At 55.2% G+C, this 18,752-nt stretch carries 18 protein-coding genes; 6 read left to right on the forward strand and 12 right to left on the reverse strand.

Features of this window, described 5'->3' with window-relative positions:
- Nucleotides 1–174: 174 nt before the first annotated feature.
- Nucleotides 175–1,461: a dicarboxylate/amino acid:cation symporter gene (locus tag FHW74_RS11475; RefSeq protein ID WP_183170559.1), complete on the reverse strand. Its 1,287-nt coding sequence runs from the start codon at nucleotides 1,459–1,461 to the stop codon at nucleotides 175–177.
- A gap of 177 nt (nucleotides 1,462–1,638) precedes the next feature.
- Nucleotides 1,639–3,633, reverse strand: a complete 1,995-nt coding sequence (hmsP, locus tag FHW74_RS11480; RefSeq protein ID WP_183170560.1) for a biofilm formation regulator HmsP — start codon at nucleotides 3,631–3,633, stop codon at nucleotides 1,639–1,641.
- A gap of 1,034 nt (nucleotides 3,634–4,667) precedes the next feature.
- Here hmsP and pgaA point away from each other — a divergent pair.
- From pgaA to vapB, 5 genes are all read left to right on the forward strand, one after another.
- Nucleotides 4,668–7,124, forward strand: a complete 2,457-nt coding sequence (gene pgaA, locus FHW74_RS11485; RefSeq protein WP_183170561.1) for a poly-beta-1,6 N-acetyl-D-glucosamine export porin PgaA — start codon at nucleotides 4,668–4,670, stop codon at nucleotides 7,122–7,124.
- 9 nt (nucleotides 7,125–7,133) lie between these two features.
- Complete coding sequence (gene pgaB, locus FHW74_RS11490; RefSeq protein ID WP_183170562.1) at nucleotides 7,134–9,152, forward strand: poly-beta-1,6-N-acetyl-D-glucosamine N-deacetylase PgaB; 2,019 nt, start codon at nucleotides 7,134–7,136, stop codon at nucleotides 9,150–9,152.
- Entirely contained in the window at nucleotides 9,145–10,473 is a 1,329-nt protein-coding gene (gene pgaC, locus FHW74_RS11495) for a poly-beta-1,6-N-acetyl-D-glucosamine synthase (protein ID WP_183170563.1), read from the forward strand. The genes pgaB and pgaC overlap by 8 nt, the downstream gene beginning before the upstream one ends.
- Before the next feature lie 2 nt (nucleotides 10,474–10,475).
- Complete coding sequence (gene pgaD, locus FHW74_RS11500; protein WP_183170564.1) at nucleotides 10,476–10,976, forward strand: poly-beta-1,6-N-acetyl-D-glucosamine biosynthesis protein PgaD; 501 nt, start codon at nucleotides 10,476–10,478, stop codon at nucleotides 10,974–10,976.
- A gap of 142 nt (nucleotides 10,977–11,118) precedes the next feature.
- On the forward strand, nucleotides 11,119–11,349 hold the full coding sequence (gene vapB, locus FHW74_RS11505) for a type II toxin-antitoxin system VapB family antitoxin (protein WP_183170565.1): 231 nt from the start codon (nucleotides 11,119–11,121) through the stop codon (nucleotides 11,347–11,349).
- A 24-nt stretch (nucleotides 11,350–11,373) separates the two neighbouring features.
- Here the strand turns inward: vapB and FHW74_RS11510 are convergent, their stop codons facing one another.
- The 3 genes from FHW74_RS11510 to FHW74_RS11520 all read right to left on the reverse strand — a co-directional run bounded on the left by FHW74_RS11510 (nucleotide 11,374) and on the right by FHW74_RS11520 (nucleotide 12,794).
- The gene (locus FHW74_RS11510) at nucleotides 11,374–11,913 is read right to left on the reverse strand and encodes a GNAT family N-acetyltransferase (protein WP_183170566.1); all 540 of its coding nucleotides are present in this window, start codon (nucleotides 11,911–11,913) and stop codon (nucleotides 11,374–11,376) included.
- Nucleotides 11,892–12,182, reverse strand: coding sequence for a DUF1778 domain-containing protein (locus FHW74_RS11515; RefSeq protein WP_183170567.1), 291 nt, complete (start codon nucleotides 12,180–12,182; stop codon nucleotides 11,892–11,894). The genes FHW74_RS11510 and FHW74_RS11515 overlap by 22 nt, the downstream gene beginning before the upstream one ends.
- An 81-nt stretch (nucleotides 12,183–12,263) precedes the next feature.
- Nucleotides 12,264–12,794 carry a hypothetical protein gene (locus FHW74_RS11520; protein WP_183170568.1) on the reverse strand — a complete coding sequence of 177 codons (531 nt, stop codon included), beginning with the start codon at nucleotides 12,792–12,794 and terminating at the stop codon, nucleotides 12,264–12,266.
- A 131-nt stretch (nucleotides 12,795–12,925) separates the two neighbouring features.
- Here FHW74_RS11520 and FHW74_RS11525 point away from each other — a divergent pair, with 131 nt between their 5' ends.
- Nucleotides 12,926–13,117, forward strand: a complete 192-nt coding sequence (locus tag FHW74_RS11525; protein ID WP_183170569.1) for a toxin-antitoxin system HicB family antitoxin — start codon at nucleotides 12,926–12,928, stop codon at nucleotides 13,115–13,117.
- 65 nt (nucleotides 13,118–13,182) lie between these two features.
- Here FHW74_RS11525 and FHW74_RS11530 read toward each other — a convergent pair whose 3' ends face one another.
- The 7 genes from FHW74_RS11530 to dppC all read right to left on the reverse strand — a co-directional run bounded on the left by FHW74_RS11530 (nucleotide 13,183) and on the right by dppC (nucleotide 18,748).
- Entirely contained in the window at nucleotides 13,183–14,217 is a 1,035-nt protein-coding gene (locus FHW74_RS11530; RefSeq protein ID WP_183170570.1) for a type II toxin-antitoxin system HipA family toxin, read from the reverse strand.
- Nucleotides 14,217–14,528 (reverse strand): HipA N-terminal domain-containing protein, encoded by a 312-nt coding sequence (locus tag FHW74_RS11535; RefSeq protein WP_183170571.1) that lies wholly within the window; start codon nucleotides 14,526–14,528, stop codon nucleotides 14,217–14,219. The genes FHW74_RS11530 and FHW74_RS11535 overlap by 1 nt, the downstream gene beginning before the upstream one ends.
- Complete coding sequence (locus FHW74_RS11540; RefSeq protein ID WP_183170572.1) at nucleotides 14,513–14,836, reverse strand: helix-turn-helix transcriptional regulator; 324 nt, start codon at nucleotides 14,834–14,836, stop codon at nucleotides 14,513–14,515. Before FHW74_RS11540 ends, FHW74_RS11535 begins: the two co-directional genes overlap by 16 nt.
- 142 nt (nucleotides 14,837–14,978) lie before the next feature.
- Nucleotides 14,979–15,722, reverse strand: coding sequence for a cell filamentation protein Fic (locus tag FHW74_RS11545; protein ID WP_312972054.1), 744 nt, complete (start codon nucleotides 15,720–15,722; stop codon nucleotides 14,979–14,981).
- Between the two features lie 128 nt (nucleotides 15,723–15,850).
- The gene (dppF, locus tag FHW74_RS11550) at nucleotides 15,851–16,855 is read right to left on the reverse strand and encodes a dipeptide ABC transporter ATP-binding subunit DppF (protein WP_183170573.1); all 1,005 of its coding nucleotides are present in this window, start codon (nucleotides 16,853–16,855) and stop codon (nucleotides 15,851–15,853) included.
- Nucleotides 16,842–17,834 carry a dipeptide ABC transporter ATP-binding protein gene (gene dppD / locus FHW74_RS11555; RefSeq protein WP_183170574.1) on the reverse strand — a complete coding sequence of 331 codons (993 nt, stop codon included), beginning with the start codon at nucleotides 17,832–17,834 and terminating at the stop codon, nucleotides 16,842–16,844. Before dppD ends, dppF begins: the two co-directional genes overlap by 14 nt.
- An 11-nt stretch (nucleotides 17,835–17,845) precedes the next feature.
- On the reverse strand, nucleotides 17,846–18,748 hold the full coding sequence (gene dppC / locus FHW74_RS11560; protein ID WP_183170575.1) for a dipeptide ABC transporter permease DppC: 903 nt from the start codon (nucleotides 18,746–18,748) through the stop codon (nucleotides 17,846–17,848).
- Nucleotides 18,749–18,752 lie beyond the last annotated feature (4 nt).

An 18,752-nucleotide genomic window follows, 5' to 3' on the forward strand; every position in this document is an offset into this window, starting at 1 on the left:
GGTTAAAAACAAGCAAAGATGGCCCGTCCTTTTTACGTGGGCCACCTAAGGTAACGTTTCGCTACAGCGTTTGACCGCGCAAACTGAAAAACGTCACGTTAAAAAGTAAAAATTAGGGCAATTATGCGCAGGAGCCCGCGGCCAGGGCAAGCCGCCGCGGGCAAATGAGTGATATCAAGAGGATAATTGTTGTTTCGTTTCGTTACTTTCGCGGTTATTCAGGGTGTCATTGAGCTTTTTCTGGTCCAGCTCTTTAACCCATTTCGCGACCACGACTGTCGCCACGCCGTTGCCCACCAGGTTGGTTAACGCACGCGCTTCCGACATAAAACGGTCGATGCCGAGGATCAGCGCCAGGCCTGCCACCGGCAAATGCCCAACGGCGGAAATGGTGGCGGCCAGCACGATAAATCCGCTACCGGTCACCCCTGCGGCACCTTTTGAGGAGAGCAACAGCACCACCAGCAGCGTGATTTGATGGAAAATATCCATATGGCTGTTGGTGGCCTGGGCAATAAATACCGCCGCCATGGTCAGATAAATCGACGTGCCATCGAGGTTAAACGAGTAACCTGTCGGGATCACCAGCCCCACCACCGATTTGCGGCAGCCCAGCCTTTCCATCTTATCCAGCATACGCGGCAGCGCGGATTCAGACGACGAGGTGCCGAGTACAATCAGCAACTCTTCACGGATATAGCGAATGAACTTGAAGATACTGAAGCCGGTGGCCCGGGCGATACTGCCGAGCACCACCACCACGAACAGAATACAGGTGATATAGAAGCAGATAATCAACTGGCCGAGCTGTACCAGGGTGCCGACGCCATATTTGCCGATGGTAAACGCCATCGCGCCGAACGCGCCGATAGGGGCCAGACGCATAATCATGTTGATGATGCCGAAAATCACCTGCGAGAAGCTTTCAATCACGTTGAAAATCAGCTGGCCTTTGTTGCCCAGGCGATGCAGCGCAAAACCAAACATTACCGCGAACAGCAGCACTTGCAGGATGTTGCCGCTGGCGAACGCGCCGATGACGCTGTTCGGGATCACGTCCATCAGGAACGCCACAATCCCCTGCTGTTCCGCCTGTTGGGCATACACGGCGACGGCTTTGGCATCGAGCGTGGCCGGGTCGACGTTCATGCCTGCGCCAGGCTGCACGATATTCACGATCACCAGACCGATAATCAGCGCCAGCGTCGAGACGATTTCAAAGTAGAGCAGCGCCACCGCGCCGGTGCGCCCTACCGCTTTCATGCTTTCCATACCCGCGATGCCGGTCACCACGGTACAGAAAATAACCGGCGCGATAACCATTTTAATCAGCTTAACGAACGCATCGCCCAGCGGCTTCATCTGCGCGCCGAGTTCAGGGTAGTAATGACCGAGTAAAATCCCGATAGCGATGGCGGCCAGAACCTGAAAATAGAGACTTTTGAATAATGAGATTTTCATAGGGTGTCCTTGCGAGGAGATTTCCACAGACTTCATAAGGTCTTTATGCAACCCGTGGCGCTAAAAATAACACCCACCAAACGACGCAGATATAACAATGAATCAAAATTGAAACATAAATGTTAAAAAACATGAGCTGACTCGCACCAGCCCATGTCGTCACGCTGCGTTAAAACCTCATACTTTCGGGTGAGGTAACCAGTTTTTTTCGAACTCGGCTGGCGTCACCGCTTTGCCAAACAGATATCCCTGAGCAACGACCACACCCGCGTCAGCCAGCCACTGGCGCTGGGCATCGTTTTCCACCCCTTCAGCAATCACGTCCAGCTCCATGCTTTTCGCCATCGCGATAATCGCGGAGACCATACTGTGGTCGTCCGGGAGGCCTTCTACGAAGTTTCTGTCGATTTTTAACACATCCACCGGCACGGACTTCATATGATGCAAGTGACGCAGGCTGGCGTAACCCATGCCAAAATCATCCAGCGCAATGCGCACCCCGGCCTGGCGCAGCGGGCGCAGAATGTTAACCGCCGCGTCCGGATCGTCGATACGTCGGCTTTCGGTCACTTCGAGGATCAGGGTGCCCGGTTTGATGTGATAACGCGACAGCAGCTCCAGCACGTCGTTCATCATATTGTGATGCAATAACTGGAGCGCCGAGAGGTTCACCGACAGCGGCAAATCAATATTGCGCGACTGCCAGGCCGCCAGCAGCCGGCAGGACTCTTCCAGGATCCAGTGTCCCACCGTGACCATCAATCCGCAGGACTCAATGCGGTCGATTAAATCTTCCGGCAACGTCCAGTTACCGTCCGGCTGTTTCTGGCGCAGCAACACTTCCGCACTGACCAGTTCACCGCTGCGTAAATCCACCTGCGGCTGTAGCCAGATGGCGAACCGATCGCTGTCCAGCGCGGTAATAATGTCGCTCTCTTCGGTCAGACGCTTTTGCGCCAGTGCCATCTGTACCGGATCGAAGAACTGGATCTGGTTTTTGCCTTTGCGGCGGGCGCTGAAGGCGGCGGATATCGCCCGACGGTAAAGCTGCTCCGGGCTCAGGCCGCCGTAGAACATAGCGATGCCGATACTGGCGGTGGGGCGTAGCTGAATACCGTTAATCGGCAGCTTTTCACCCAGTTCTTTTTGCAGGCGCTGCGCCAGGGTAATGGCGTGCCAGGGCTCTTTTACGCCGTGAGCGATAATCGCGAAATCGTAATGGCTGACCTGCGCCAGCACCATGCGCGGCGGCAGCGCCGCTTTGAGTTTGCTCACCAGCGTCAGCAGCAGGACTTCACGCTGTTCTTCATTTAATACCCCCGCGACGTCCTGCAATGTTTCGCAGGCAATCACCAACAGCGCCAGCGGGTGGCTGTTGCCGGTGGACTGCTCCAGCAGCGCCATCAACAGCGGCTTATTGGGTAATTCCGTTGCCGGGAAGCGCGTGGCCTGCGAGGTGATTTCTTCGTGCTGGCGCAGCAGCGTTTGCTGATTGCGGTTGTAGCTGCGCACCAGCATGGCAATCTCATCGTCATGATGCAGGCGCGGCAGGGTCAGTTGGTGCCCCAGCACATCCTGGGCGTCCAGATGGTTGAGCTCGCGCGCCAGTTTGCGCAACGGACGCACCATCAGCCGGTTGATGCACCAGGTGATCGCCACAGACAGCATCAGCGACAGCAGCAGCCACGAAGTCACCAGCGTCGAAATGGCGCTGATTATGAATTTGTACATCCGCCAGGAGTCCGCCTGCAGCACCAGATAGGCCAGCGGCTGCGGATTGGCGGGGCGCTCCAGCGAATAGAGCGGCAGAGAGATTTGCACCGGAATTTCAAAAATACGCGCGATCATGACCGGAATCGGTCTTTCCGGCGTAAAACTCAAGCGCAACGCCTGGAACTGATTGGGCAGCACCACATCCGCACGGCTGATGATGCCAGCGGGTTTGATCTGCTTAAGGATGGCCTCGGCTTCCGGGATATCGGCTTTCAGCACGGCAGCGGAAAGCGGCAGGCGCACGGAACGGGCAATGCTTTCCATCTGCATCGCGGTGTGATAACGATTTTGCTGTGCGAAATGGAAAAGCAAAATCACAACAAAAATGAAAATAAAAACCACAGCGACGGCAGAAACCATCGCCATCTGCTTTATCGTTAACGAACGACTGACTCGCAAGCTCTTTCTCCAAAGATACGGCTACTCGCAGGATACGCTCATCATTACCCTGCGCGGCCAGAGTATACTGCATTGCGGGGAGTTTTAATCAGGCCCGGCAGGGCTTTAAAGATTAATCCGGCTGCGCCTTCGCCGCACGCAAATCGTCTGCGCCTGTTGTTATCCTCTGGCGAAGAGTATAGACGCTAAGGTCATCATCATTAGCGGTTATTGCCAGTGTAAGCCACTGTATTAACGACATCGCGCGAGCATAATCCACGGGGAAACGCCGGGAACAGCTCAGAATTATTATTCCTGCCGCATCGAAATAATCACCAGGTAATTCATCATGGGGTAAACAAATAGCGCGTAGCTTATTTTGTCAAATATGCAATACGACGTTTGAATAATTTCCCGCCCTTTAATCCACCAGCGCACGCGTTGGCGAAATTAATTAACAACTATGGATATAAATACACTGGTTTTTCATTTGAGATGCAAAAGCAATAGCAAAATAATGCTAATCAAAGTGTACAACCCTCGTGAAACATGTCCAAAATTGTACAAAAATCCGCTTAAATATATAAGGGACAAGGCTTTGCCTGAACGAGCAAGTTTGTCTGAGATCATGATCGGCGTCACTCTTTTGACCAACAACGCAGCAGCTAAAATTAATAATTATTAATTTTTCTTAAGAAACACCACATCACAAGTCATTGAATATACATAGATTGCTGAAAAATTAATTTTTCAAGAATCATACTTTCAGCGGTAAAAGATTAACTATAATCCTGAGTAACTTTGTTAAGAAATAATTTTGAAGCTGTAAATAATCTGGACACATAAATTTCGCTTGATATAATTTTTGCGTTTTCACCTGTGAATAGGGAGTTTCACAAATATCTCTGACCGGGTGGTCAATAAGCCTTTCGTATGAATTTACTTATGAAATCTGGGGAAAGTTCGTCATTCTCCGACCTTGTTTTGTACGTATTGCAATAGGCAATGTGTAGCGTTGACTGTCTCGGGCAGGAATAAAAAATATAAGGGGTGTTATGCGTACCGCACAGCAATATAAAAAGATTGCCTTCAGGCAAGGTTTAAGAGCGTCCTGCGCTCTGGGTTTATGTTTATTTTTTCCCATCCTGGCAAACGCAGCGGATAGCAACTACGACCAACTCATTATTCAGGCGCGTGAAGGGAATACGCGCGGGTTGCTCGATTATATGCGTGCCCAGGAACAACAAAATGAGCTGAATGCCAACCAGGTGGCCGACTGGCTACAGGTGGCGGGATGGTCAGGCAATGATGCGGAAGTGACCCGCGTCTGGCAGCGCTATCACACCAGTATGGATATCCCCGTCAGGGGCGTCGCTGCCGCCGCGCGGGCGTATCGCAATCAAAAGCAGTGGAATACCTCGCTCAGTTTATGGGAGCAGGCGCGCCAGATTGAGCCCAAAAACGAGGACCTGCACGTCGGTTGGGTCATGACGCTGGCAGACGCGAAGCAAAATTATCGCGCCCTGGAGGAGGCCGAAGCGATGCTGGTCGCCGATCCAAGCGCCAGGAACTATCAGCTGCTGGCTTATGTGTATCGTTCGCAGGGTAAAAGCTGGGATACGCTGTTCGCCACCACCCGCGCCGAAGGGATTGAGCCAACTAATGCCGAACTGGAAAAGTCGCTGCTCGGCACGCTGTCGGCCAACCGCATCTCCGGCCCGGCGCTGAATATGTCGCAGTCCGCCAACATTTCTCCGCAATTTGAACGCACCCTGGAAGCCGACGCCGCCGCAGAACTGGTACGCATGTCTTTCACTTCCACCCGCAACGAGCGCGAACGCTTTTTAGTGGCCGATAAAGCCCTCGCCCGTTACGACGTGTTGCTGAATAAATGGAAAGACAATCCCGATGCCGCGGTGGAATATCGCCGCGCCCGCGTGGACCGCCTCGGCGCGCTGTTGAACCGTAACCGCTACAGCGAAGTGGTCAGCGAGTATGAATCTCTGTTGGCCGACGGCAAACCGGTGCCGGATTACGCCCGCCGCTGGGCCGCTTCGGCGTATCTGGCCGACCGTAAACCCCAGGAAGCGCAAAAGCTGTTTTCCGAGCTGTTCGGGCCAACCAACGCCGTGAACCTGCCCACCGACGATGAACAGGATCTGTTCTATGCCTACATGGAAAGCGAGAACTACGCCTTAGCCCAGCAGGAAGTGGGGCAGATCCTCGCAAAAAGCCCGTACCAGCGGCACTTCTACGGCTCGCCGACGCCGGGGCCGAACGATAAGTGGCTACTGGGCCGCACCCTGCTGGTGCAGTACGAGGTGATGACCAACGACCTGCCCGCCGCCGAAAAACTCAGCTATAACCTGGCGCGCAGCGCGCCGGGCAACCAGGGGCTGGTGATTAACTACGCGTCGGTACTGGACGCGCGCGGATTACCCCGCGCCGCCGAGCGGGAGTTGAAAATCGCCGAAGCGCTGGAGCCTTCTAACCTGGAGCTGGAACGCCAGCAGGCCTACGTCGCGCTCGATCTCCAGGAGTGGCGGCAAATGGATCTGCTGACCGATGACGTGGTCGACCGGAGCGCTGAAGATCCGGCCACCCAGCGTCTCGACCGCATCCGCGATATTCACCATAAATCGGAACTGCGCATCAGCGGCTCGCAGGGCATTGACTCCGACAGCCCGGTGAGCGGTAGCCACGACTTCACACTCAACTCGGCGATTTATGGCCCGCCGATGGGCGATAACTGGCGGCTGTTCGCCGGGTTCAACTACGCCAACAGCGAGTTTGAAGAAGGCAAAGGCATTACCCGGGATGCGCTGGGCGGTATCGAATGGCGCGCCCGCGATTACTGGGTTGAAGCCGAGCTATCGAACCGCAACTACAACGGCGGCAATAAGTTAGGTGCACGGCTCTCCGGCTGGCACGACTTCAACGATAACTGGCGTGTCGGCGGTTCCGCCGAGCGGCTGTCGCAAAACACCCCGCTGCGCGCCATGCGTAACGACGTAACGGCGGATGGCGGCACCGCGTATGTACGCTGGTATCAGAACGAGCGCCGGGAATACCAGCTCAGCGTCGCGCCGAGCTGGTTCTCTGACGGCAACAACCGCTGGGAATTCGGCCTGAGCGGCAAAGAGCGGATGTTGACCCGTCCGACTTTCACGCTCGATTTCACCCCCAGCCTGTACGGCAGCACCAACAGCAAAGAGAACGTGCCCTACTTCAACCCGAAACAGGACTTTTCCGTTACGCCCGCGATTCAGGCGGAACACATCATGTACCGCCGTTACGAAACGGTATGGAGCCAACAGTTTGCCGCAGGCGTAGGTGCCTACTGGCAGAAAAATTACGACACCGGTTTGATTACCCAGGTGGGATACGGTCAGCGGTTGCAGTTAAACAATACCTTCGATGCCGGCGTCATGTTGACCTGGGACAAACGTCCCTACGACGGGAAACGTGAGCAAAACCTTGGCGTCGCCTTTGATCTGAATGTACGGTTTTAAGGATTAATCATGCTGAAACAAGTGTTCCGTATCGCACTGTTGGTGGCGTCCTGGTTACTGATCACCGCCTGCGGTAACGCACAAAAGCCCCGTTTCCTGCCGCCGGATCAGCGTCCGCAGCTGGAAGCGAACCGCCCCTGGCCGCAGAACAGCTTTCTGGTACTCGGCTACCATGACGTGGAAGATAACGCTGCCGATCAGCGCTATTTATCGGTGCGTACCAGTGCGCTGAACGATCAGATGGCCTGGCTGCGCGACCACGGCTATCACCCGGTTAGCGTTCAGCAAATTCTTGATGCCCATAATGGCGTCCGTCCGTTGCCTGCCAAAGCCGTATTACTGACCTTTGATGACGGTTACCGCAGTTTCTATGACCGCGTCTGGCCGCTGTTGCAGGCCTATAAATTCCCTGCGCTGTGGGCTCCGGTGGGAAGCTGGGTCGACGCGCCGCCGAACCAAAAGGTGAATTTCGGCGGCCTGATGACCGAGCGCAAGAAGTTCGCCACCTGGGATATGGTGCGGGAGCTAAGCAAGTCGCACCTCGTGGAAATCGGTTCCCATACCTGGAACTCGCACTACGGCAGCCAGGCCAACCCGCAGGGGAGCCAGTTACCCGCCGTCGCCAACCGGTTGTATGACAAAAACACCGGTAAATATGAAACCGACGAGCAGTTCACCCAACGTATCGAAAACGACGTGGTGCGCATTACCGATAAAATCACTCAGGTCACCGGCAAAGCACCGCGCGCCTGGGTTTGGCCATACGGCGCGTCCAATGGCACCTCGCTGGCTATCGCCAAAAGACATGGCTACCAGATGGCGTTCACTCTCCAGGACGGCCTGGCGAACGCCAGCGATCTCAGCAGTATTCCGCGCGTGCTGATTTCCGATAACCCGAATATCCGCGAATTCGCCAACACCCTGAACCAGGTGCAGGAAGTCTGGCCGAAACGCGTGATGCATGTCGATCTCGATTATGTGTACGACAAAAATCCGGAACAGCAGAAACGCAATATCGACAAGCTGATCCAGCGCGTATTCGACATGAAAATCACCCATGTCTATTTGCAGGCCTTCGCCGACCCGACGGGCGACGGCACCGTGCGATCGGTGTACTTCAATAACAGCGTCCTGCCGGTGCGTGAAGATCTGTTTAACTATATGGCCTGGCAGTTATCCACCCGCGCGGGCGCGGTGGTGTATGCATGGATGCCGGTACTGGCCGTTGACCTGGAAAAATCGATCCCTCGCGTGCAGGCCTGGGACCCGAAAACCAATCGGATTGCCATGGGCAAGCAGCACTATCAGCGGATATCACCGTGGAGCCCGCAAGGCCGCCAGCAAATCACTCAGCTTTACCAGGATCTGGCGCGCTACGCGTCGTTCCGCGGCGTGCTGTTCCATGACGACGCGATGCTGACGGATTTTGAAGACGCCAGCCCGGTGGCGATGAACGCCTATCACGCCGCGGGCTTCAACGGCACCATCAGCGATATTCGCAGCAACCCGGATACGTTCCAGCGCTGGACGCGCTACAAGAGCCGCTATCTGATCGACTTTACCCGCTCCCTGACTCAGGCGGTGCGGGAGATCCGCGGCCCGTATGTCAAAACCTCGCGCAACATCTACGCGATGCCGATCCTCGAACCGGAAAGCGAAGCCTGGTTTGCGCAAAACATGAACGATTTTCTCTCAACCTACGACTGGGTCGCGCCGATGGCGATGCCACTTATGGAAGGCGTGCCGTTAAACGAGAGTAATGCCTGGCTGGATAAGCTGGTACGAACAGTCGCAAAAGACCCGAATGCCCTGAATAAGACGGTCTTTGAACTTCAGGCCAGGGACTGGAACAAGGATGACAATCACTCGGAAATCAGCGGTGCGCAGTTAGCCGAATGGATGAAGCAGCTCCAGATGAGCGGCGCCAGACACTTTGGTTACTACCCTGATGATTTCATAAACGATAAGCCTGAGATGTCGCAAGTCAGACCGGCATTCTCATCTTACTGGTATCCGAAAAATGATTGATCGCTTAATAGCTTTTCTCGTTCTTTGCCTGGTATTCAGTATCCCGCTCGGCGTGGCGGTGATCTTTACCGGCGAAATGATGCTGAACTTCGTGTTCTTCTGGCCGCTGTTTATGTCCGCCATCTGGATCACCGGCGGGATTTACTTCTGGTTCTATCGCGAGCGCAAATGGCCGTGGGGCAAAGATGTGCCCCCGCCGGTGCTGGAAGGCAACCCGCTGATTTCCATTCTGATCCCCTGTTACAACGAGGGGCTGAACGCGCGGGAAACGATAGAAGCCGCCATGGCGCAGCGCTATGAAAACATTGAAGTGATCGCCATTAACGACGGTTCTTCCGATAACACCGCCGAGGTGCTCGACCAACTGGCTGCGGAGTATCCGCGCCTGCGGGTGATCCACCTGGCGGAAAACCAGGGGAAAGCGGTGGCGCTGAAAACCGGGGCCGCCGCCGCGCGCAGCGACTTCCTGGTGTGTATCGACGGCGATGCCTTGCTGGATCGCGATACCGCCGCCTATCTGGTCGCGCCGCTGTTGCAGTTCCCACGCGTCGGCGCGGTGACCGGCAACCCGCGCATCCGCACCCGCTCCACGCTGATTGGCCGCGTGCAGGTGGGGGAATTCTCCTCCATCATCGGGCTGATTAAGCGTACCCAGCGTATTTACGGGCAGGTGTTTACCGTTTCCGGGGTGATCGCCGCGTTCCGCCGCAGCGCACTGGCGGAAGTGGGCTACTGGAGCCCGGATATGATCACCGAAGACATTGATATCAGCTGGAAATTGCAGCTGCGCCACTGGTCAATCTTCTTCGAACCGCGCGCGCTGTGCTGGATTTTGATGCCGGAAACGCTAAAAGGCCTGTGGAAACAGCGTCTGCGCTGGGCGCAGGGCGGCGCGGAAGTGTTCCTGGTGAATATGCGCCGCCTGGCCGCCTGGGAATATCGCCGCATGTGGCCGCTGTACTGGGAGTTTACGCTCTCCACCACCTGGGCCTTTGCCTACGCCATGAGCGTGGCGCTGTTTGTGCTGGGTTACCTGGTGCCGATGCCAGAAGACCTGAAAATCCACAGCCTGTTCCCGCCGGCCTTTACCGGGCTGATGTTAGGCGTGGTGTGTTTAGTGCAGTTCCTGGTCAGCCTGCTGATTGAGCGCCGCTATGAAAAGGGCATCGCCGGCTCGCTGTTCTGGGTGATTTGGTTCCCGGTGGTGTACTGGATGCTGAGTTTGTTCACTACCCTCGTGGCCTTCCCGAAAGTCATGTTGAAACGCCAGCGCGCCCGCGCGCGTTGGGTGAGCCCTGACCGTGGTATTGGGAGAATATAACGATGGAACATCCATTAATATTCACTGAACAGCGCAAGCTGCCGAAGTTTATCGATTTTTTGATGACCGTTGCCGCCTGGCTGGGATTCGCTTATCTGATCTATCTTGGGCTGGTTAAAGCGCTGTCGGAAAACGCCTTTATGGGGCCGCGCCCGTTTGAATCCACCCTGGTTACCCTGGCGCTGTATTTCCTTATCGCGCTGATGAACGGGCTGGTGCTGATCCTGTGGGCTAAATATAACCAGCTACGCTTTCGCGTGGAGCGCCGCAAACGCCGTCCGGCGCTGGCGGCCAAAGAGCTGGCGGTCAGTTTCCATATCACCCCGGAACTGGTCACCGAGCTGAATAAAGCGCGCGTGCTCACGGTGCATCACAATTCTACAGGCGGGATTTCGTATGTGGATATTAAGCAGGGGATCAACGATAACCTGCTGCCCGCCCCGCCACTAAAGCTGCAAATGGTGTCCCCGCCGCTGCGCCAAAGGACACCCGCGACGTTGTAGAGGGGCAATAAGTGAAAACGCCAGCGAAACGCTGGCGTTTTTGTCTGGATTCGTGGCCGCAATTAAATGTATATCCCATTGACATATCCCATGAGACTTTTAATCTTATAGTTTAAAAGTTGTACACATAGCGGAGGCCATGATGGGAAAAACGACGGTATTCAAGAGCAACCGCAGTCAGGCGGTTCGCTTGCCAAAAGCCGTTTCGTTACCGGAAGACGTTAAGCATGTTGAGATTGTCGCAGTTGGCCGTACCCGTATCATCACGCCCGCAGGAGAACGCTGGGATAGCTGGTTTGATGGCGAGGGAGTCAGCGATGACTTTATGTCCGACAGGGACCAACCGGCGGCGCAAAACAGGGATGATTTTTGATGCTTAAGTATCTCCATACTCCATCTACGAAGCAACGAACGTTGTGAGTTTTTCAAACTGGCTACACGGAAAGAACATTGTTCGCGTATCCTGACGAGAAAGAACGAACCCCAGCGATCGATAAAATGCCACCGCGCTTTCATCTTTTGCCTCGACAAATAATGCGTAAATTCCCACTACCCCCGCCGTTAGCCAGGTACGTTTAATCGCATCGAAAATGAGTTTTTCTCCAAACCCATAGCCCTGCGCCCGTTGATCAATCGCCAGTCTGCCTAACAATACGCAGGGCAGATTTTTATAAGGGAGTTTTCGTTGCTGGCTGGCAGATAAATGCGCCCTTTCGTAAGAGGCACCGGAAAGGGTATAAAAACCCAAAATTTCCGGTACGGTTTCATTCGTCACAAGCACATAGCAGCGCAATATTCGCCGCTGTTGCTGAACGGGCATTTGCTGTTTTAGAAAGTTATCTAACTGCATTACACCACAGCAAAAATTCTCATACCGGTAGGTTTTATTGAGATCAAAAGGCTCGATCCTGAGCGTTATTTTTTCTGCCACATCCATGTCTCTTCATCATCAAAACGGGCCGCGATAGCTCTCAGCCGATCGGTGGGTTCAGGAGGATTTTCCAGCAGTGAATGGATCATATCCCACGCTTGTTCATCCACCAGAAGTCTACGATGCTCATTGATCACCCGGGCTGCACGTTCTCGTATGGCTTCGGTCACAAATGAGGAAACCGGTACAGAGAGCAGGCCGGCGGCTTCCTCCATTTGCTGCTTCAGTTTTTCATCGAGACGGAAGTCAAAGCGCCCTTTTTTAATCGTGTTCATATCATGTCGCTTACAGTAATGTACGGATATTCTCCGTACATTATAACCACACTGATGCCATTTTCATCAGCGTACAGGCATTTAATGAACGCCCTTTCCGCCTTCACCGCCAATCATCATTAACCCGGCCTCAGTCTGAACAAAGCGTGGCGCTTTAAGATCCGTCACCAGCACTGAGATTAATTCAGATAACAGCCCGGTCACCGATTCTTGCTGTTGCGCCGTTTGCTGATGTTGTAATAACAGCAGCGTGAGCGCCGCGCAGTATTCCCGTAATGTTTCGGAATCTGTTGCGAGGGGGCAGCGATAGTGGCCCGGCGTGGCCGCATCGGTGGTGAGCCTGTCGATCAGATGCGGCGGTAAGGGCGCTTGTAATGCGCTTCTTAACACGTCCAGCCCGGCCAGCAACCGCCCGCACAGCGCCATGCGCTCGGTGTGATTGTCGCTTTCAAGCAACGCGTCGGCATGATGACGGCAGCGGTCGAGTAACTCGAATAAATCCAGGCTGTTACCCAGCGGCGCAGAAAGCAGAAGCGGGATCGCAGAGTCGGTATCTGACTCGGGGAGCATGATTTCAGGACGAGCGAATGTGGTACTATTAGCGTTAGCCATAGCGTTACTCCGTATAACGATTGTGGTTAGACGCCCCGGTAGTGTTCGCGCACGCCGGGGCGTTGTTTATGGTGGTTTCACTGTGTTAGGGTGACCACTTACATAAGCTAAATTAAATTGTAGGTGACCCCTTGTCAATTGCAAAAAGAGATAAGAAATCGACAATTGGTGGACAGGCTCCACAATTCAGGATGCGTATTGACCCGGCATTACGTGAACAACTCGACGCCGAAGCCGCAGCACAAGGCGTGAGTCTGGCGAACTGGTTTAAAAACCTGGCGCGTGAGGCGTTACGGCAGAAAGGCATTGAGCCGAAGGGGTAAGACAAATATCAGATTTTTGCCTGGTAACAGGGCAACGGTCGCTGACACTGTTAAGCAAAGAGTTTTTATAGCTCCGGCTCATCCACATTCATCATCCGATGGAGCCGGTGCCGGTAGCATTGCAATACTGATTCCACATCGCTTTCAGGCATAAACGACGCGCGATAAACATTCTCAACCGTTATGGCCTCTTTTTGCATTTGGTCAAACAGGCGTAACACCACAGCACGCGCCAGCCCCATCGCCTCACCCAGCAGTAAAAAATCTATGCCGAGATATTCGGCGTACTGCGTTTTCATACCCGGCGCCAGATCCTGTTCCCCCTCTTCGCAGCGCAGAAGCGGCAATGCTAAAAACCCGCTGTTAAACGCGGCCGGATAAGGCGCAACACTGACAAAATCATAAATCGGCGCCAGTTCAGGGTCGCCTGCAATCGGCAGGCTCAGCCCGAAATTGCGCAGATGCATATCGTTATTGCCGAGCAGATAAGCGTAAGCAATACGCCGGAACAGGTCGATTTTAAATGCCAGGTTGTCGTTAACATGCGCAAGCAGGAACTCAGCCAGCTGTTGATAACTGACGTATTGTTTGCCGTCTTCACGAATTTTGCCGTACTTTTCGCCGACGTTCATCGCGGCATCCAGTTGCTCCTGATGCAATGCCTTTCCTTGGGCGTCCCGGTCGAAGCGGCGCACGATAAACGCGTATTCCTCCTGTGCGTCTGACTGAGTGTTAGCAAAACGTACCAGCCCGTGCGGCGGTACGGTAAACCCCAGTCGCGACATTAATGTCATGGTGGCATGTTCGTTTTCCGCCAGAAAAGGAAACTCCGCTGGCGAGGGCTTGAGAATATAATCACCCTGGTGATCCACCACATTAAACGCGCCGTTGTGATGCACTACCTGTAATTTCGGCTGATAGCCGGAAATACTCATCCCCGCCTGCGCTTTTGGCAGTTCAGCGATAAACTCACTGCGGGAGAAAGGAAGCTGCGGATCGGCCCGTCCATTACCGGTAAGGTGTTTTAAACCGCGCGCAGAGTAACCCGTCGCCTCATCGCGGGGATACAGCGGCTTCAGAGAGATTCGACAGTTCGCCATTACGCCTCCTCGGCCCTGATTTGTACGGCGCCAATCAGGTTCTTACCGTTATCGATCAGCATCCCCAGCAGATCTTTTTCATCCCGCTGTTGAAGCTGGCTATAGCGATTCCTGAGCCAGCCTTCCGGGGCCAGTGAAACAAAAAAGGGGTGTAGCGTGGCGCAGTGAAAGGTGCGCTGATTGACCGGCATGCTCAGCGACAGCGGCGGCCCCTGATAGTTATCGCGATAGGTAAAGCGAAACCCCGTCGCATCCTGCATCAGCTCGCCAACCGGTTCGCCATACAGCAGCACGGTCACACGGCGGTACATAGTTTCACTCCCAGCGCCCGGGCGACCGCAAGCACGGTGCCGAATTTGACCTGCTCAGGATCTTTAAACAGCCGTTTAAGGGTAGAAACCGAGACGCCCGTTTGCAGTTCCAGCATCGCCAGATCGATGCCCAACTGTTTGCGGCGTTCATTTAACAACACGCCAAGCTCGGCGGGCGCGTCGACTGCCTGCGCGTCACCCGATGCCGTAGCAACGTCATGGTTTAACAGGCTTTGACGAACCTTATCCAGCTCTTCGCTCAGCGCTTGTAGTTTCCAGGTGACAGAAGCAAGGGTGTTTTCGTTCATAAATGAGCCTTGTATTCATTTATTAAAGTCAATAGCTCAAACATAAACCAAAAAACATAAAATAGCTCATAAAAAATACATTAAGGGGATAAATAAAATAAAAAGCTCATAAATGAGCTTAAATGCCGACAATTTAACAGGTTCAACTCCGTCGGCAGCTATTTAAAAACACCAGCATCGCTGTCGCGTCTTTCCCAACATAGAAATTCACCATCCGGTCATTGAACTCCTGCGCCCGGGCAGCCGGTACGCTGATAGGATCAAAACCATGCTTCATTAACCAGCCATTCATCATATGGCGACTGGTGCGCTTATTACCGTCAAAAAAGAACTGTTGCAGTGCGCCGAACAGGAACATCACCAGCGCGCCCTCAAAAGGCGGTAGCGTTTTAATGAAGGCGACGCCCTCAGCATAAACCCGGTTAAGCTCCGCCGCGCCCGCCACCGTGGGCAAAGGGTGATGCTCCCCCTGTTCTCCCAGCGCGACATACGGGGAGTAGCTGGTCTCCTCCCCTTCTTTGCGAAACACGCCCCATTCCAGCGCTTCGTTACGCGCCACGATGGTATGCAACAGAATGAACGTGGGCTTATCCAGGTCAAAGCGCCCGTTCTTCACCAGTTCCACCAGCTTTTTGCTGCTGTCGGCCAGGTTAGTGACCTGCTCTGCATCGGAAAGTTTGTGCCCGCCGACGGTGACGCCATCCAGCAGCGTTTGCACTTCGACAAAGGTGAACGGGTTATTTTCCAGCTTCGCCGCATCCCAGACAAAAGACGCCAGCTGTTGCTGATAGATCGCTAACGCCCGGCGCGTGGTGCCTGGCGTGACAGCAGGAAGAACGCTGGCATCCCAGCTAAAACCCAGCGGCGTGGAAGAGTGTGTACTCACGGTAAGCTCCTTTTGTCGCTTCGCGGATCAGTAAAGTTAGCGCTTCGGAAGAGACAAAAATGTATCACAACAGGCGGGAACTGAAGAGTGGACGAAAAAAAGCCGGGATATCATCCCGGCTGATGGACTTAACGGATTTCCCCGTTCTCATCCTGGTCCACCGCGAAGCAGGCGACTAACTGCCCGCCATAAGACTTCAACTGCGGCTGCAACTGGGTGCAGGGGCCGAAGCGGCGGCGGCAGCGGGCGTTGAACGCGCAACCCGGCGGCGGGTTGAGCGGGCTCGGCAGCTCACCAGTGAGTTTGATGCGCTCGCGGCGGTCGTCCGGGTTCAGGCGCGGCGTCGCGGAGAGCAGCGCCTGAGTATACGGATGACGCGGATTGTTGAAGATCTGATCCTTGGTGCCTTTTTCCACGCAGCGGCCTAAATACATCACCATGACTTCATCGGCGATGTGTTCCACTACCGACAAATCGTGGGAAATAAACACATAGGACAGCCCCAAATCCTGCTGCAAGTCCATCATCAGGTTCAGCACCTGAGCGCGCACCGACACGTCCAGTGCGGAGACCGGTTCGTCAGCAATCACCACGTCCGGATCCAGCATCAGGCCGCGGGCGATAGCGATACGCTGACGCTGGCCGCCGGAGAACATATGCGGATAGCGGTCATAATGCTCGGTTTTCAGGCCCACTTTGGCCATCATCGCCAGCGCTTTCTCACGGCGTGCGTCTTTGCTGAGATCGGTGTTGATCAGCAGCGGCTCTTCGAGGATCTGGCCCACTTTTTTACGTGGATTGAGCGATCCGTACGGGTTCTGGAACACGATCTGGATTTTCTGGCGACGCAGCTTTTGCGCCTGCGGATCGTGCTTAAGCAGATCCTGGCCCTGATAATACAGCTCGCCGCCGGTGGGCGTTTCAATCATAGTCAGCAGACGGCCCAGGGTGGATTTACCACAGCCAGATTCGCCCACCACCGCCAGGGTTTTGCCGCGCTCCAGGCTGAACGACACGCCGTCCAGCGCTTTTACCAGCCGCTCCTGGGCGAACAGCCCCTTTTTAACCGGGTAGTGTTTCTTTAAATCTATAGCCTGCAACAGCGGTTGCGTGGTGGCCTCAGGCGTACTCATAGTTTGGCCTCCCGGCGTCATCGAGTGGGTAATGGCATTTCGACTGACGACCGTTGTCTACGGTATTCAAATCGGGTTCTACGCTGCGGCATTTGTCGGTGGCGTAGGGGCAGCGCGGATTCAGCAGGCAGCCGTTCGGGCGGTCGTATTTACCCGGAACCACGCCCGGCAGCGACGCCAGACGCGCTTTATCCTGAGCAAACTCCGGCAGCGCGCGCAGCAGCGCCTGAGTGTACGGATGGCGCGGCGCGCGGAAAATATCCCGCGAGTCACCCGCTTCCACCACCTGCCCCGCGTACATCACGATGATTTTGTGGGCCGCTTCCGCTACCAGCGCCAGGTCATGGGTGATGAGGATCAGCGCCATGTTCTCTTTTTGCTGAAGCTCCAGCAGCAGCTCGATGATCTGCGCCTGGATGGTCACATCCAGCGCCGTTGTCGGTTCATCGGCGATCAGCAGTTTTGGCCGACAGGCAATCGCCATGGCGATCATTACACGCTGGCTCATCCCGCCGGACAACTGGTGCGGATAAACATCCAGACGTGACGCCGGATCGGGAATGCCCACCTGGTTTAGCAAATCAATCGCCCGCTGGCGGCGGGTTTTCTTGTTGCCGCCCTGATGCACCTTGATGGCTTCCATAATCTGGAAACCCACGGTGTAGCAGGGGTTCAGGCTGGTCATCGGGTCCTGGAAAATCATCGCCACTTCAGAGCCCACCAGATTACGGCGCTCTTTTTCTGAAATGCGTTTCAGGTCCGACCCGTTGAACGCCAGATTGTCCGCCATCACGCGGCCCGGATAATCAATCAGCCCCATAATCGCCAGCGAACTCACCGACTTACCGGAACCGGATTCGCCGACGATGCCCACCACCTGGCCTTGCTCCACGCTGTAACTGACACGGTCAACGGCACGGAACGGAGTGCCTTCGTCGCCGAAGTGCACCGATAATTTATCTACATTCAATAACGCCATCTCGTGCCTCTTTACTGCTTGAGTTTGGGATCGAGCGCATCACGCAGGCCGTCACCCATCAGGTTAAATGCCAGCACCGTCAGCAGGATAGCCAGACCCGGGAAGGTCACTACCCACCAGGCACTTTGTGCGAACTGCAACACGTCGGAGAGCATGGTGCCCCACTCCGGTGTTGGCGGTTGCGCACCCATGCCGAGGAAGCCAAGGGCGGCCATATCGAGAATGGCGTTAGAGAAGCCCAGCGATGCCTGAACAATCAGCGGCGCAAGGCAGTTAGGGAAAATGTTGATGAACATCTGGCGCATCGCGCCAGCGCCCGCCACGCGGGAGGCGGTCACGTAATCGCGGTTCACCTCCACCAGCACCGCCGCGCGGGTTAAGCGCACGTAGTGCGGCAGCGCCACGAAGGTGAGCGCCAGCGCGGCGTTACCAATGGACGGGCCGAAAATCGCCACCAGCACCAGCGCCAACAGCAGGCTGGGCAGCGCCAGCATGATATCGACTACGCGCATGATGACGTTATCAACGATACCGCCGAAGTAACCCGCCACCAGGCCGAGCACGATGCCCATCACCAGCGACAGCACCACCACCAGGCAGCCCACCAGCAGCGACAGGCGCGCGCCGTACATCAGGCGCGACAGTACATCGCGGCCCACATCGTCGGTGCCCAGGATATGCGCCAGGCTACCGCCATCCTGCCAGGCAGGCGGCGCCAGCAGCGCGTCGCGGAACTGGTCCGCCGGGTTATAGGGCGCGATAAAGTTGGCGAACACGGCGATAAAAATCATCACCGCCACGTACGCCAGCCCGACGACCGCGCCTTTGTTGCGTTTGAAGTAGTGCCAGAACTCCTGCATCGGCGTCATCGGCACCGGCGCAGCGACCACTTTATTCTCAGAAACATGTGACATGACG

The sequence above is a fragment of the Atlantibacter sp. RC6 genome (assembly GCF_014193285.1).
Classification (GTDB): Bacteria; Pseudomonadota; Gammaproteobacteria; order Enterobacterales; family Enterobacteriaceae; genus Atlantibacter.